Origin of the sequence: Rubrobacter tropicus (assembly GCF_011492945.1) — a bacterium.
GTDB lineage: Bacteria > Actinomycetota > Rubrobacteria > Rubrobacterales > Rubrobacteraceae > Rubrobacter_D > Rubrobacter_D tropicus.
This window is the reverse complement of the sequence record NZ_CP045119.1, coordinates 856,787-870,565: the sequence shown is the minus strand read 5'-3', so window position 1 is coordinate 870,565 and position 13,779 is coordinate 856,787. Positions and strand designations below refer to the sequence as shown.

Genomic DNA, 13,779 nt, shown 5'->3' with positions numbered 1-13,779 from the left:
TTGTAGTAGAGTGCGACAGAAGCCGGTAGTGCGTGCGATGACGAAGGCGAGAGGGACGACGCGGGAGGGTTGGAAGTTTGAGGGGTGGGGATCTGGCAGAGGTGGGGCCCGTCGTGGTCTCGGTGCTGGCGTTCGTGCTCTCGTTGCTCAACCTCTACCTGCAGAGGCGAGACCGGAGGCCGAGGCTCAAGGTCAGGGTTCGCTACGAGTACCGGGTCGGCGTGCCGGGTGGGAGTCCCTCCGGGGGCCCCCCCGCCCCGCAGATGCACGACGAGACCCAGGAGGGGCTTTACATGCGGCTCGGGGACTTTCTCAGGGAGCACGGCGTGGAGTACCCGCGGGGCTCCGCGGTGGTGCGGTTCTCCATAACCAACGAGGGCGAGAGGGTGGCCTGGATCAGCGCCGTCAGGCTCGTGTTCCGCGAGAGGGAGCCGTTCGGGCGGCGTATGGTGCTCGATCCCGTCCAGAAGAGGACGCTGCCCCAAAACCTCGCCAGGGACGCCGCCAACGTGGCTGGTTCCGACGCGGCCGAGGGCTTTCCCGTGGAGCTCGTCCCGGGCAACGGCGTCGGGTACAGGTTCTCCCTGACCCGCCTGGCGAACACGCTGGAGAAAGAAGGCCACGCGGGCAACGTCAGGCTCTCGCTGGAGGCGACCGACAGGCTGGGCAACGCCTACCGGCGTTCTTTCCGGGTAAACACCGACCTCTGGGCCTACCATGAGGGGCCGGATCAGGGAACGGAATAGCGTAGGACAGCGTCGCGCGGGCTCGCGTCTCTCGCCCCGCTGTCATATGCTGTTCCCGTGGCTGGTTGGGCTAGACGCGTGATCGGGAGAAGGGACGGCCCAAACCTGCGGCTCTCGCAGTCCCTCGGTGCCTTCGCCGGCCCGGGAGGCGACATCTCCCCCCTGCACGTCTTCTTTGGGGTGACCAACGCCGGTAAAGAAGAGGTCGAGATCGTCAGTGTCTACGTGTCTGCGAAAGGAGAGCCGGGACCAGTCTACGAGGGACCTTTCGGCGGGGATCACGCCCTGCCCTTCATCCTGACGCCCGGGGAGTCTTCCCGGTTCCACACGCGCGCCAAGGCGCTCGCGAAGGACCTCAAAGAGGCTGGATACGAGGGCCGTCCCCGGATATTCCTCGTGGTCGAAGACGCGCGCGGGAACCGTCGCGAGAAATCCTTCAAGTTCAGGGTAGACGATTACTTGCGGCTAAAGGACGAGTAACGTGGACGGGGTTCGTCGCTTCCCGACGTGTATCTTGCGCCCGTTGCAGGCTCAAGGTCCTGCCGGAGAGCAGGCGGATGTACGCCGGCCCTCGGGTCCGGCCAGGGTTCCGGCTACAGATCACCCGTCGCCCGGGCCGACCGACTGATCCCAGTCAAGGCACGAAGGCATCGGAAAACCGGGTCGGATCGACCAGCGAAAACCGCCGCGGATGCCATGGTCTTATTCTCATAGTGGGTTGCATAAGGACCGAACCCGGAGGTTCGTTAGGCTTTAAGGTCTTGAGGCTCTGAAGGCTTTTAGGGGCGGAGGGTCGGGGCTCTTGTTTCGTGACGCACCCCTCGAAACCTCTATGCCTCAAAACCTCTGCAACTCGTGGCCCGTTCGCCATGGGCTCGATATTTCTGCATACCGCCGTCACAACACGAACCCCGTGATACCTGCGTGCCGCGTGGCTGGCAGTAAGGGTGTGAAGGTGGAATTCCTGGCCGAACGGCCAGAAGGTTTGGCCGTTTGGCTGTTGCAGTGGCGTACCAGGGCTGTCAGAATCCTCGCGTGTCGGTTCCCGACGCGTTGTTCGGTTTGGTGGCCACGAAGCGGGGAGGGCGGAAGGATGGGATCAGCGGTGCCCAGGGGCCTGGCAGCAATGGTGGCGGCGATCCTGGTCGGGCTTGCCCTGGCGGCGGGCGCGGCCAGGGGGGAGGAGAGCCCCGACGCGGCGACAACGGCCGCGAGGGCGTCGGGCGGCGACGTGGTGCGGGAGGCCCGCGAATACCTGGGCAGGCCGCACGACTACCGGAACCGCCGCTGCCGGGCGTCGGCGGCGACCATAGACACCCCCTGCCTGACGCGCGTGGTCTACGCGCGCTTCGGCGTCGTCCTGCCGGACGACGTGCGCCGGCAATGGAAGTACGGCAAGCGCATCGCGAGTGCCGACCTACGGCCCGGCGACGCGGTCTTCTTCGACGCCGACAAGAACGGCTACCTCGACACCGTCGGCGTCTACTCCGGTAGCGGGTACTTCGTGCATGCCTCGGGCTACTTCGGCAGGGTGGTCGAGACGCAGATGCGCTTCCAAAATGGTTACCGCGGGGCGAAGAGGATGCCTGTGCGCTAAAGTGGATTGCGGTGGCTCAATGCCACCGCAATCCGCGCGGTCAGCTATCGGCCCGCTCCGGCTTCGCCTACGCTTTCAGCGGTCAGCTTTTTTGTCCTTGCTGAAAGCTGATGGCTGAAAGCTGACAGCCTTCCAAAGAGGCCCAACTGCGTAGGCGCGGCGCTGGTGGAGCGGACCGCGCGGTATCAGGGGGAACCTCTCTAGGCCTGGTCGGGAGACCTCCGCCCGCTCCGTGTCGCCTTTCTCCATTCTCGCGGCACGCCGGCGCCACGGAATTTATCTCCCCAACTTCCGCGGAGCGGCATTCTTTCGCCCCTACCGGGCGCTCGATTTCCCCTTGCTTGGACGCGTTCGCGAGGGGCGAGAATTGTCGGATCATCACCACGAAAAAGGCCGGGGTCCCGAAGGACCCCGGCCGGATAGTGGCTTCTTCTACTTCAGGCGGCTCTTGACGGCCCTCATTGCCTTGTCCACGCCGCTTTCCGAGCCTCTGGAGTGCTTGCCTTTCTTACCACCGGATACCCTGTCTTTAGCGGCGTTCATCGCCGCCTCTTTGATCTTCTTACCTATGCCGGCCATGCTGGCCACCCTTCCTTGAGAGTCGACCGGGCCGGTTAGACCGTGGCGACGTTGTCAGCCTGCATCCCCTTGCGGCCCTGGGACGCCTCGTAGGAGACCTTCGCGCCTTCGTCTAGAGACTTGAAGCCGCCACCCGCTATGCCGGTGTGGTGGACGAATAGGTCTTCGCCACCCTCGTCCGGGGTGATGAAGCCGAAGCCCTTCTCGTCGCTGAACCACTTGACCGTTCCTTGGGCCATATAGGAGCCCGCCTTTCTTTTGGGGGGCTCCACCGCAATAAAAAACCGCTCCTCTTGTGGAGGGCGGCGCTTCGGTCACCATAAAACCCACGTATCTGACTACGCCTGTACTCTACCACGATGCGAACCGGGACACTCCGGAAAGGGTACCCCGGCCCGGATTGCGATTCGTGGGGGGCTTCTACAGGTTGCCCAAAAGGCCGCCTTTGTCCTTGCGTCTTTGCTTGTCGCGCGACTTCTCGGCCCGGTCGGCCTTGTCCTGCTCGGCCCTGGTGCGCTTCTGCTGCTCCCTCTCCTCCCTCGCCGACGCCTTCCTCTGCTGCGCCTGTCCCTCGGCCTTCTTGCCCTCGTCGCCGGTCACGGCTCCGTAGGCCTCCTTGGCCTTACCCTTCGCTTTCTCCGACACGCTCGGCCTCCTCTCGATCCGGCTTGCCTCGTCGTGAAGTTGGACGCGAAGAAAGGACAAAAACGTTACACCCCGCCCGGCCCACGAACGGCAGCTTCGCGGTAGAGCACTATCCTCTAAACATCCGCGACGAGAACCCGCGTCGTCTAAGCAGGAAGGCGGGTCCGCAGGAGATCCGTAAAGGACTAAGAGGCGCCCCGTCCCCTTGCTTTGCGTCCGTATCCGGCTTACCCCAGAGGTCTCAGGAGTCGAGCCGAGAAGGTTCGACCGCGGGCCACTCGCCCACGCTCGAAGGCGCTTTGTGCAGCGGGGGACGCTCTTGCGGCAGTCCGTTGCGCCAGAAGATGTGCTTGTGTATATTCGCACAATATAGGCAGGTACGGTGGCGGGCGAAGCGTAAAGATTATTCGTAGAAAGGTAGAGGGCATGAAGAGCGACGTAACCTTTGCCAGCGGCGGTCTGAGCTGCGCGGGCTGGCTCTACGTCCCCGACGGTCTGGAAGATGGAGAGCGACGTCCTGCCATCGTCATGGCCCACGGCTTCAGCGCGGTAAAAGAGATGCACCTCGCGAACTTCGCCGAGAAGTTCGAGGAGGCCGGGCTCGTGGTGCTCGTCTTCGACTACCGGTACTTCGGCGACTCCGAAGGCGAGCCGCGCGTCAGGCTCTTCCCGACCGAGCAGCACGAGGATTACAGGAACGCCATAACGTGGGTCTCACGGCGTCCGGAGGTGGACCCGGATCGCATCGGGGTGTGGGGTTCATCCTACAGCGGTGGGCACGTCTTGCACCTGGCCGCTTTCGACAAGAGGATCAAAGCCGTCGTCGCACAGGTGCCGCTTGCCGACGGGTGGGAGAACGCCCAGCGCCTCATGCGCCCGGACATCTTCGCCGGCTTCCACGATATGCTGGCCGAAGACCGTCTCAGGCGCTATGAAGGAGAAGGGAGCACCCACATACCGGTGGTGGCACCGGAGGGAGAGCCCTCCGCCCTCCCGACGCCCGAGTCCTACGAATGGTTCACCGAGACGGGCCGGAGCATCGCCCCAAATTGGCGCAACGAGGTCTCTTTAGAATCGATGGAGAAGTTCCTCGAGTACAACCCGGCGGCGAACATACACCGCATCTCGCCCACGCCGCTACTGATGATCGTCGCGGGGAACGATACGCTCACGCCGACGGACCTCGCGGTGGCGGCCTACGATCGGGCGCTCGAACCGAAATCCCTGGTGATCACACGCGGAGCGCATTTCGACGCCTATACCGAGCCCGGTCTCTCCGAGACTGCCATACCGGCGGTACAGTGGTTCGAGCGGCACCTGCTGGGCCGGCAATTCGTGGAGGTAGAGACCTCTCGCTGATGCGGGGGAACAGGGCGGCAGCAACGAAGTCAACGAGACCGGGGGCCCTGCTCCGGAACCTTTCTCATGGACCGGCACCGTCTCCGCGTTGCAGTACGGCCACGGCAAAGAGCCTGAAAAGACTATCAGGCTGTCTTTTGCCTGCAAAGCACCGCATTCCAGGAGTGGAGCAGAGGGAGATCGAACCCCTGACCTCCGCCGTGCAAGAGCCAGGAGGCACGTTCTAGCCCGTCCCGATGCGTCCGGTGATTACGCTTATTTGCAGGCAATTTGAGCGATTCTTGCATTTACTTGGTCCGGCGCGTCCCGGTCCGTACCGGCCCGGTTGCAGTACGCGTTCGCCCCTAGAGGTCGCCGTGGGTCTGAGACACGGCGACCTCTGATGAGGGTTATCGGTACTCATCGGGGGCAGGAAGCAGGTCGAGAAGGGGTCGGCCTCGGTGATGAGCCAGACTTGCCCGTCACCGACCGGGTAGGCTGAAACGATCCGCAAGCCCTCGCGGACGAAGAGGCCGTTCTCCTTGGCGTCTTCCGCAGGCACCTCGCCCCAACCCCCAACCTGGTGACGCTCCAGGAGCTCGCATGGGTCTCGCCTGGCAATCGCGAGAGGCCCTTCAGAGCTCCCGGCGTAGTCACGACTCGGTCCAGGGGAGAGAGCGGGGTGGCCTGATGGCCGCCCCCGCCTTCGTGGCGAGTTGCTCCGCGCGACTACCAGCAGCCACTGTATTCGGCCCCTCGCTCCACCACCGGAGCCATTCGTAAAGGGATAATGCGCCGTGCGCGAAGAACGGCCTATGCCAGCTGCGGCTTGATGCGGGGGTTGGCGCTAGTGGTGGCAGTGTCCCCCGTGCCCCGGGCTGTACTTTGTGCCGGGCAACGTACCGCCCGCGGGCTGACGCACGACCGTGGGTTCGTAGGCGCTCTTTTCGGCGCGGCTCATGGCACCGGAGAGGGCGATGGGCATGCTCCTGGTGCTGGGCATCGAAAAGATCCGTCTCGCTTCCTTCTCGCAAGAGGGACAGGCCATCGGCTCACCCGCCTCGGTAAACGAACGCCGCTGCTCGAACGGCCCGCAATCCTCGCAGACAAAGTCGTAGATCGGCACTTCGTCTCCTCTCCTCGCGCCTCACCGTGTTTCCCCGAGTGCCGCATAGTGCATCCGTATACGATTTTCGCACCAATTGCGATTCCTTGCACCCGGGTACTTGACACGAAATTTAAGCATTTGTATACTAAAAGACATTAAGGTGTTTTGGGGAAAGCACCACAACGGAGAGGAAGGTAACCAGAGTAGCAAGGACAGAAAAGAAGCCTTTGTAAACTTCCGTAAAGGAAGCTCACCGGGGAAGAGAGGAGAAGGCAGTGGCCGAAACCTTATTCAAGGCGGACGTAAACAAGCCTATGCAGGATCAGGAGGTGCCCGGTCACAACCGCTGGCATCCAGACATCCCGGCGGCAGCTTCAACGGACCCTGGCACGGACTTCCGAATCGAGTGTCTGGATTGGACCAACGGACAGGTCAGGAACGACGATTCCGCGGATGACATCCGCGATATAGACCTTACGCCTTGCCACGTGCTCTCCGGACCGATCCACATCAACGGCGCGGAGCCTGGGGACCTGCTCGTCGTCGACATCCTAGCCGTCGAGCCTCCTTCCGGATCGGGAGAGCAGTGGGGCTACACCGGCATCTTCTCCCAGCAAAATGGTGGTGGGTTTCTGACCGATGTCTATCCCGACGCGCACAAGGCGATCTGGGACCTGCGCGGCCTGTACGCCACCTCGCGGCACGTGCCGGATGTGGAGTTCGTGGGGATAAGGCATCCCGGTCTCATCGGGTGCGCACCTTCTCATGACCTGCTGGCGAGGTGGAACCAGCGGGAGCAAGCCCTCATCGACACGGACCCGGATCGGGTGCCGCCGCTGGCGCTTCCTCCGCTGCAACAGAATGCGTTGCTGGGGACGTTGAGCGGTAGTGAGTTCGAGCGGGTGGCTGGAGAGGCCGTACGGACGATCCCCCCGCGCGAGCACGGGGGCAACGTCGACATCAAAGACCTGACGGTAGGTTCACGCATCTACTTCCCCGTATACGTTGAGGGGGCCAAGCTCTCGATGGGCGACCTGCACTTCTCGCAGGGGGACGGTGAGATCACCTTCTGCGGGGCCATCGAGATGGCCGGGCACATAGACCTCGGGGTGGAGCTGATCAAGGGGGGCATGGAGAAGTACGCCATGAACCGTCCCACGCACATGCCGATGTTCGAGTTGGGACACCTCCAGCCTCGGTATGCGAGCTTCCTGGTCTTCGAGGGCGTCGGGGTCAGCGAGGACAACACCCAGCACTACCTGGACCTTACCGTCGCCTACCGGCAGGCGTGCCTGAACGCCATCGAGTACCTCAAGACGTGCGGCTACACCGACGAGCAGGCGTACATCATAATCGGGACGGCCCCGATAGAAGGCCGGGTCAGTGGCATCGTGGACATACCCAACGCGTGCGTCTCGATCTATATCCCGACCGAGATCTTCAAGCGCCCCATCGTACCGCAGGACGTGCCCAGCCGGGTTGCCCGCGAGGCCCAGCTTCCCCATGCTCCAGGCGATTCGGAGATCCGCGAGACTCATGTGCAGGCTCCGCAGTCTTAGGGCGGAGCAGCGCGTCCTGGTAGCGTGGCTTGCATGAGCTACGGGCTGCTGTGAGGTGATACGTGGACCGCGGGAGAACCTTATCTCCCGCGGTCCACGGAAAGGCGCTAGGTTATGTATCTTGGTCTGGGCTTACTCTACGTAGGAGCGGTCCTCGTCCTCAACGGCATATGGCTTCTCGGTCACATCCAGGACCGTGAGATCTGGGTGATGAACTTCTTTACTGGGGGGCTGGTGGTGCTTGTGGCGCTGTATTCGGCCTTTGGGTTGGAGGCGAACCAGGCATCGGTGCTGGCGGCGGCGCAGTTCTTGCTATTCGCCTTTACCTATATCTGGGTAGGGATAAACCGCCTGATAGACGTAGATGGGCGGGGCCTTGGTTGGTTTTGTCTTTTCGTCGCGGTAACTGCCGTACCCACCGCGATCTCGCTCTTCGCCGCCGGGGGGCCGATCTGGCTGGCGTTGAACTGGTCGGCCTGGGCCGTCCTGTGGTTCGTCTACTGGCTTCTGCTTGCCTTGGGGATGGGACAACTCACCCGTTTCAGCGGCTGGCTTACCATAGCTACGGGCATCATCACAGCCTGGGTCCCCGGCTACCTGCTTCTCACAGGAACCCTCAGCGTATAGGCTATCTTGATGCCGGTCGCTGTTGCTAGGGAAAGGTGCGTGTTTGTCATACTTGGTTGAAGGTTAGAGAGTGGGGCTACTCTACGTCGCACTCGGGGGAGCTATCGGGGCTTCCGCCAGATATCTGGTTGGCGGCTGGATGGGAGCCTGGCTCGGCTCCGGCTTCCCTTGGGGTACGTTTTTCGTGAACATCTCAGGGTCTTTTCTTATCGGTATCGTGCTCGTTCTCGTGGACGGTGGATCGCTCCCGGCAGGAGCCCGGACGTTTGTGGCCGTGGGCATACTGGGAGGATATACGACCTTCTCGTCGTTTAGCTACGAGTCGCTGGGCCTGCTAACGGACAGCGGCTTGCTCTTGACGCTTCTCAATACTCTCGGGCAACTCGTGCTTGGGCTCGTCTTCGTGTATCTCGGCGTCATCGTCGGACGTCTCATAGGAGGAGCGTAGTGGAGCCGGTTGACGCCACGAAGTTGACCGTTTACACGGGGGATTCTTTCCGGTACAGGCGCAAGGCGCTCTTCCGGGCTATCGTCGAAATGTTGCACGATGAGGGAATAGCCGGCGCCACGGTGTTGCACGGCATAGAAGGGTACGGCGCAGACAAGCGGATACACACGGCCCGGATCCTGGACCTCTCGGCGGACCTCCCCGTGGTGATAGTAGCTATCGACCGGACGGAGAAGATCGAGAACGTCCTACCCAAGCTCGATGAGATGGTAGACAAGGGAGTGGTAACCACCGAACCGGTACGGGTTATTTTTTCCCGGCCGGCGGCCCTGTAGACGGGGATCAAGGAAAGGTAGCGTTCGTGAACGATCACGAAATCTTTGAGTTGGAAGATGTCGTTCTGCAGGAGGGTGCGACCCTGCGACACGCGAGGCTTGCCTACAAGACCTTCGGCACGCTCAATGAAGACAAGAGCAACGCGATCGTCTACCCGACCTGGTACTCGGGCCGCCACTGGGAGAACGAGTGGCTGATCGGGGAGGGCATGGCACTCGACCCAAACGAGTACTTCATCATTATCCCGAACATGCTCGGCAACGGCGTCTCCTCTTCACCCTCCAACACACCCCCACCCTACGATAACGCCCGCTTCCCGCACGTTACGCTCTATGACAACGTAGGGGTTCAGCACCGGCTTGTAACCGAACACTTTGGTATCGAGAAGCTCGCCCTGGTCACCGGCTGGTCGATGGGCGCCCAGCAGACCTACCAGTGGGCGGTGAGCTACCCGGATATGGTCGAGCGGATGCTGCCTTTCTGCGGCTCCTCAAAGACCAGCCGGCATAATTTCGTCTTTCTCGAAGGAGTGAAGGCCGCGCTCACCGCCGACGACGCCTTCAAGAACGGCTGGTACGACGAGCAACCCATCAAGGGCCTCAGATCCATGGCGCGGGTGTACGCCGGATGGGGCTTCTCACAGGCATTTTACTGGGACGAAGTCTACAAAGAAAAACTCGGCTTCTCTTCGCTAGAGGACTTCCTGGTCGGCTTCTGGGAAGGCTTCTTCCTCGACGGCCGGGACGCCAACAACCTGTTGGCGATGCTATGGACCTGGCAGAATGGGGACGTCGGAAAGACGCCAGGCTTCGACGGGGATCACGTAAGGGCTCTCGGCGCTATAAAGGCCAAAGCCATCGTCATGCCCGCCGAGAAGGACCTCTATTTCCCTCCCGAAGACGAAGAGTACGCAGTGGGTCACATGACCAACGCGGAAGCCGAGCTCCGGGTGATCCCAGGGGTGTGGGGCCACTTCGCCGGCGGCGGGTTGAATCCGGAGGATACAGAGTTTATAGACAACGGCCTAAAGGAACTGCTCGACAGCTAGAGACAGGATGACGCTACCTGTCGGACTGTGAAGGCAGGATGTTGCCGAAACCGAGGAGAAATAGAGGTCTCCTGGAAGACGCGGACCTGGAAGGCGGGATGCTGCGCGTCAGGCGCACGCTCACCCGCGTCAAGGGTAAGTTCTCGCTGGGCCAGCCCAAAACCGCCAAGAGCCGCCGGAGCGTCAGGTTGACGAACTTAGCGATTGAGGCTTTGCGCGCGCACCTCTCTGGCCAGCTGCAGGAGATCGACCGGCTGGGCTCCCTCTACGAGGACGGCGGACTCGTTTTCGCTTTGTAGAGGGGAACGCTCTTGAACCCCACCAACCTGAGGAAGCGTTCATTCGCCCCGCTCCTGGCGAATGCCGGGCTTCCAGTCATCCGGCTCCACGACCTCAGACACACGTGTGCGACCCTACTCCTGGCCGGGAACGTCAATCCCAAGATAGTCCAGGAGATGCTGGGGCACGCGACCGTAGCCATCACCCTCGACACCTACAGCCACGTCTTACCGGGTATGGGGGATCAGGCAGCGGCGGCGATAGAAAGCGCCCTTCTCTAGCGCATCGTTCCCCCGGGCCGAACCGGGCGCCATGCGCTCGGCTTGCGGAGATCGTCGGGCCAAACGGGTCCGACGATCTCCGCCTCAGACAGCGCTGTCTTCCTCGTCAGGAGTCGCCTTCCACACGGCCTCGCCGACGTAACTTGCGCCCCTTCCTTCGAGCCTATCCGCCACCTCGCAGCAGACCCTGACCACCGTGCCGTCAGGCGACTTAAAACCGTATCCCGGCCAATCGGCCACCTCGTCCCAGTTGTGACACGTAGGGCAGCACTCGACTCGCCTGTGGAACATCAGCCTCTTGGCAGCGTTGCACCCGCGGTAATCCTTCACTCCTACCCCTTGGTCAAAGGCGGTCGTCCCGTCGCGCCGGCGAACTCACGTCACTGTCAATACTGACAACTAAGACTCTCGTCCTCTCTAACCCACTTCCGTTTTACCTGCAAAACGACAGATTCTCAGAGTGGAGCCGAGGGGATTCGAACCCCTGACCTCCGCCGTGCAAAGGCGGCGCTCTCCCAACTGAGCTACGGCCCCGGGATGGGAGGTGAGTTTACGTGCGGTGGGCGCGTTATTCAACGCGCACGGGTTTCCCCCTGCGGGTACAATACGGTTTGCTGTATGTTCGCGGAACGAGAGGTGGGACGGATGGCCCTCTACGAGTACAAGTGCGCCGACTGCGAAGAGCGCTTCGACCTCATGCGCTCGATGAGCGCCTCGGACGACCCGGCCGAGTGCCCCGAATGCGGCTCCGTAGAGTCCAGGCGTGTGATCTCCAACTTCGCCTCCATTACCCCGGGCGCCTCCGCCATGTCCACGAACCCGATGATGGACGCCCGCATCGCCAGCTCGGGCGGCGGGGGCGGCTGCTGCGGCGGAGGCTGCGGCTGCGGATAAGGAGTCGGAGAACAACCTCCCCGAAGGCCTCCCGGACCTCGTTCGGAGGGGCATAGAGGAGTTCAACGAGGGTGAGTTCTTCGAGTGCCACGAGTACCTCGAAGACGCCTGGATGGCGGAGTCCGGGCGCGTCCGTTTCCTGTACCAGGGCATCCTCCAGGTGGGCGTCGGCTTCTACCACCAGCAGAACGGCAACTGGCGAGGCGCCACCGGAGTCCTGCGAAGCGGCATCGAACGCCTCCGCGAGTTCGAACCCGACACTTTGGGCCTCGACGTCGCGAAACTCGTCCGCGAATCGGAGAGTTGCCTGGAAGAGCTGGAGCGTCTCGGCCGCGGGCGGGTGCGGGAGTTCGACACCACGAGGATACCCAGAGTCGAGCCATTCAGATAATCCGTATCGGTAGCTGAAAGCTGACCGCTGAAAGCTGATAGCTATCCCTCGACGTAGGCGTTCCAGATATGGATCGCGTAGAGGATGGGGGCGTGATCCCGCAAAGCTCCCCCCGAAGGCTTCGTGGTGAGTAGCCTGCCGACGGCCCTGCCGCCCTTGGCGCGCAGCCCTTCCCCACCCGGTTTCCCGTCGTGGATGCGCCCCTCGTCGTCTATGTACTTCTCGACGCCGGCGTGCCGGTATGGTCCCCGCAGCGGGAGCTTGGAGACGGCATCCCTCCCGTTGACGAAACGGTACACGGGGACGTCAAGGCTTTCTACGTACTCTTCGTCCCCCACGCGCGGCGCGCCGAACGTGTACACCTCGGGCGCCCGCTCGTAACGGCCGGCGGCGAGCGTGGCGAGCGCCCCTCCCAGGCTGTGGCCCGTGAACCAGACCTCCTTCGATCCCTCCCCGCAAAGCCCGTCGAGGTGGCCCTCGAGTCCCCCGGCTTCGTCGCCCCAGACCTCGTCCAGGGCCTCGCTGAAGCCCCTGTGTACCCGTCCGCCGCGTTCGGAGGGAACGGTGTCGAAGCTCAGGTTGACCATCCAGTCGGCGAGGGCGTCGAAGACGTTGTTGCCCTTGCGCTCGCGCATATCCGAGCCGCTGAAGGCCACGATCACGAAGTCGTCGTCGTGGGCGGCGTAGCACTGGGTGCTCTCGCCATGAAAGTGCGCCACCTCCGGGAGGCCGGCCTCCCGGAGACGCGCGCCGACAAAGTCCTCGTCCGCGTAAGCGAGCAGCGACGCCTCCGCCATCCACCAGGCGTTCACCAGCTCGAAGCCGCCGGCGTCTTGCAGGAAAGGGTGGTCCCCGCCGTTCTCGAAGTAAGTCCGGTCTTCGTTCGGCGGGGCGAGCTCCGCCAAAGACCCGGGCGGCAGCGGTTTCTTCGATCCCGTCACGCGTGACAGGATACGAGATCCGGGCATCCTCCGCCCTAGAGCGGATTGTGGAGGCGCCGCCTCCACAATCCGCGCGGTCAGCCATCAGCCCGCTCCGGCCTTGCGGCCTTCGCTCTCAGCCATCAGCTTTTCGTTCTTGCTGAAAGCTGATGGCTGAAAGCTGAAGGCTGTACTGACCGGAACCTCCCGGTCTCTTTCTTCTCGCTACAACCCGAGCTGGCGGGCAAGGTCGACGAGGTCGGTGGCGACCACGTCGAAGGAGGGGTCGGCGGTCAGGTCCGGGACGGCCTGCGGGCCGTGCTCCAGCGGGCGCATGACGAACGCCGCCTTGAAGCCCAGATCCTGCGCCGCGCGAAGGTCGTCCTGGTGGGCGGCCACCATCATTATCTCGTTCGGATTCAGCATGAGGAGTTCCTGGAGCATCCGGTAGGCCCTCGGGTCGGGCTTGTAGGCCCGCGCGAGCTCGGCGGAGAAGATCAGGTCCCACGGCAGCCCTGCGTTTTTGGCCATGTCGACCAGGAGCCGGACGTTGCCGTTGGAGAGGGTGGCGAGCACGAAGCGCGTCTTGAGCCGGAGCAGCCCGGGAACGGAGTCCCCCCAGGGCCGCAGGCGATGCCACACGCCGTTGAGGCGCTGTTTCTCCTCCTCCGAGAGCCCCGAAACGCCGAACTCCGCGAGCAACTCTTCGAGGGCCGCCCGGTGCAGGGCGTCCAGGTTCGTCCAGGGAAGCTCGCCGCGCATGACGCGGTCCATCGAAGGGCGGTAGCGCCCGCGCCAGGCGTCGGCGAAGGCGGCCCAGTCGATCTCTATTCCCCCGGCCTCACCGAGGCGCTGGCCCTCAGCGACGATCGTGGTCCGGTAATCGACCACGGTCCCGAACACGTCGAACGCGAGCGCCTTTACCCCTTCGAGATTCGGTTCCATCCGTGTTGCTCCTTCTGAACGCTTTCCGGACGCTTCCT

General features: G+C 63.0%; 19 protein-coding genes and 1 tRNA gene. 13 read left to right on the top strand and 7 right to left on the bottom strand.

Annotated features, from left to right (window positions below; all coding sequences use genetic code 11):
• Positions 1-77 precede the first annotated feature (77 nt).
• From GBA63_RS04110 to GBA63_RS04100, 3 genes are all read left to right on the top strand, one after another.
• Complete coding sequence (locus GBA63_RS04110; protein ID WP_166173714.1) at positions 78-746, top strand: hypothetical protein; 669 nt, start codon at positions 78-80, stop codon at positions 744-746.
• A 78-nt stretch (positions 747-824) separates the two neighbouring features.
• The gene (locus tag GBA63_RS04105) at positions 825-1,226 is read left to right on the top strand and encodes a hypothetical protein (RefSeq protein ID WP_166173712.1); all 402 of its coding nucleotides are present in this window, start codon (positions 825-827) and stop codon (positions 1,224-1,226) included.
• Positions 1,227-1,839: 613 nt separating this feature from the next.
• Positions 1,840-2,343: a C40 family peptidase gene (locus tag GBA63_RS04100; protein WP_166173710.1), complete on the top strand. Its 504-nt coding sequence runs from the start codon at positions 1,840-1,842 to the stop codon at positions 2,341-2,343.
• Positions 2,344-2,775: 432 nt separating this feature from the next.
• On the opposite strand, the gene GBA63_RS04095 is transcribed toward GBA63_RS04100, so the two are convergent.
• The 3 genes from GBA63_RS04095 to GBA63_RS04085 form a co-directional block, all read right to left on the bottom strand.
• Positions 2,776-2,922 (bottom strand): hypothetical protein, encoded by a 147-nt coding sequence (locus GBA63_RS04095; RefSeq protein WP_166173708.1) that lies wholly within the window; start codon positions 2,920-2,922, stop codon positions 2,776-2,778.
• Positions 2,923-2,957: 35 nt separating this feature from the next.
• On the bottom strand, positions 2,958-3,161 hold the full coding sequence (locus GBA63_RS04090; protein WP_166173706.1) for a cold-shock protein: 204 nt from the start codon (positions 3,159-3,161) through the stop codon (positions 2,958-2,960).
• Between the two features lie 181 nt (positions 3,162-3,342).
• Entirely contained in the window at positions 3,343-3,567 is a 225-nt protein-coding gene (locus tag GBA63_RS04085; protein WP_207957069.1) for a hypothetical protein, read from the bottom strand.
• A gap of 426 nt (positions 3,568-3,993) precedes the next feature.
• On the opposite strand from GBA63_RS04085, the gene GBA63_RS04080 reads away from it, so the two are divergent.
• Positions 3,994-4,926, top strand: coding sequence for an alpha/beta hydrolase (locus tag GBA63_RS04080; protein ID WP_166173704.1), 933 nt, complete (start codon positions 3,994-3,996; stop codon positions 4,924-4,926).
• Positions 4,927-5,752: 826 nt separating this feature from the next.
• Here the strand turns inward: GBA63_RS04080 and GBA63_RS04075 are convergent.
• Complete coding sequence (locus tag GBA63_RS04075) at positions 5,753-6,031, bottom strand: FmdB family zinc ribbon protein (RefSeq protein WP_166173702.1); 279 nt, start codon at positions 6,029-6,031, stop codon at positions 5,753-5,755.
• A gap of 257 nt (positions 6,032-6,288) precedes the next feature.
• Here GBA63_RS04075 and fmdA point away from each other — a divergent pair, with 257 nt between their 5' ends.
• The 7 genes from fmdA to GBA63_RS23075 all read left to right on the top strand — a co-directional run bounded on the left by fmdA (position 6,289) and on the right by GBA63_RS23075 (position 10,591).
• Positions 6,289-7,572 carry a formamidase gene (gene fmdA, locus GBA63_RS04070; RefSeq protein WP_166173700.1) on the top strand — a complete coding sequence of 428 codons (1,284 nt, stop codon included), beginning with the start codon at positions 6,289-6,291 and terminating at the stop codon, positions 7,570-7,572.
• Positions 7,573-7,686: 114 nt separating this feature from the next.
• Entirely contained in the window at positions 7,687-8,199 is a 513-nt protein-coding gene (locus tag GBA63_RS04065; RefSeq protein ID WP_166173698.1) for an AmiS/UreI family transporter, read from the top strand.
• A gap of 70 nt (positions 8,200-8,269) precedes the next feature.
• On the top strand, positions 8,270-8,647 hold the full coding sequence (gene crcB / locus GBA63_RS04060) for a fluoride efflux transporter CrcB (RefSeq protein ID WP_166173696.1): 378 nt from the start codon (positions 8,270-8,272) through the stop codon (positions 8,645-8,647).
• Complete coding sequence (locus GBA63_RS04055) at positions 8,647-8,982, top strand: DUF190 domain-containing protein (protein ID WP_166173694.1); 336 nt, start codon at positions 8,647-8,649, stop codon at positions 8,980-8,982. Before crcB ends, GBA63_RS04055 begins: the two co-directional genes overlap by 1 nt.
• A gap of 26 nt (positions 8,983-9,008) precedes the next feature.
• Positions 9,009-10,031 (top strand): alpha/beta fold hydrolase, encoded by a 1,023-nt coding sequence (locus GBA63_RS04050; protein WP_166173692.1) that lies wholly within the window; start codon positions 9,009-9,011, stop codon positions 10,029-10,031.
• A 38-nt stretch (positions 10,032-10,069) separates the two neighbouring features.
• Positions 10,070-10,330 carry a site-specific integrase gene (locus GBA63_RS23080; RefSeq protein WP_207957068.1) on the top strand — a complete coding sequence of 87 codons (261 nt, stop codon included), beginning with the start codon at positions 10,070-10,072 and terminating at the stop codon, positions 10,328-10,330.
• Between the two features lie 12 nt (positions 10,331-10,342).
• The gene (locus GBA63_RS23075; RefSeq protein ID WP_207957067.1) at positions 10,343-10,591 is read left to right on the top strand and encodes a site-specific integrase; all 249 of its coding nucleotides are present in this window, start codon (positions 10,343-10,345) and stop codon (positions 10,589-10,591) included.
• A gap of 461 nt (positions 10,592-11,052) precedes the next feature.
• Here GBA63_RS23075 and GBA63_RS04040 read toward each other — a convergent pair.
• Positions 11,053-11,125: transfer RNA gene (locus tag GBA63_RS04040), tRNA-Ala, on the bottom strand.
• Positions 11,126-11,236: 111 nt separating this feature from the next.
• On the opposite strand from GBA63_RS04040, the gene GBA63_RS04035 reads away from it, so the two are divergent.
• Together GBA63_RS04035 and GBA63_RS04030 are read left to right on the top strand one after the other, a co-directional pair.
• Positions 11,237-11,485, top strand: a complete 249-nt coding sequence (locus tag GBA63_RS04035; RefSeq protein WP_166173691.1) for an FmdB family zinc ribbon protein — start codon at positions 11,237-11,239, stop codon at positions 11,483-11,485.
• Positions 11,486-11,537: 52 nt separating this feature from the next.
• Positions 11,538-11,876, top strand: coding sequence for a DUF309 domain-containing protein (locus GBA63_RS04030; RefSeq protein WP_166179792.1), 339 nt, complete (start codon positions 11,538-11,540; stop codon positions 11,874-11,876).
• Between the two features lie 41 nt (positions 11,877-11,917).
• On the opposite strand, the gene GBA63_RS04025 is transcribed toward GBA63_RS04030, so the two are convergent.
• Positions 11,918-12,817, bottom strand: coding sequence for a lipase family protein (locus GBA63_RS04025; protein ID WP_166173690.1), 900 nt, complete (start codon positions 12,815-12,817; stop codon positions 11,918-11,920).
• A 204-nt stretch (positions 12,818-13,021) separates the two neighbouring features.
• A complete protein-coding gene (locus tag GBA63_RS04020) occupies positions 13,022-13,741 on the bottom strand; it encodes a haloacid dehalogenase type II (RefSeq protein ID WP_166173689.1) in 720 nt (239 codons plus the stop codon).
• Positions 13,742-13,779: the final 38 nt, after the last annotated feature.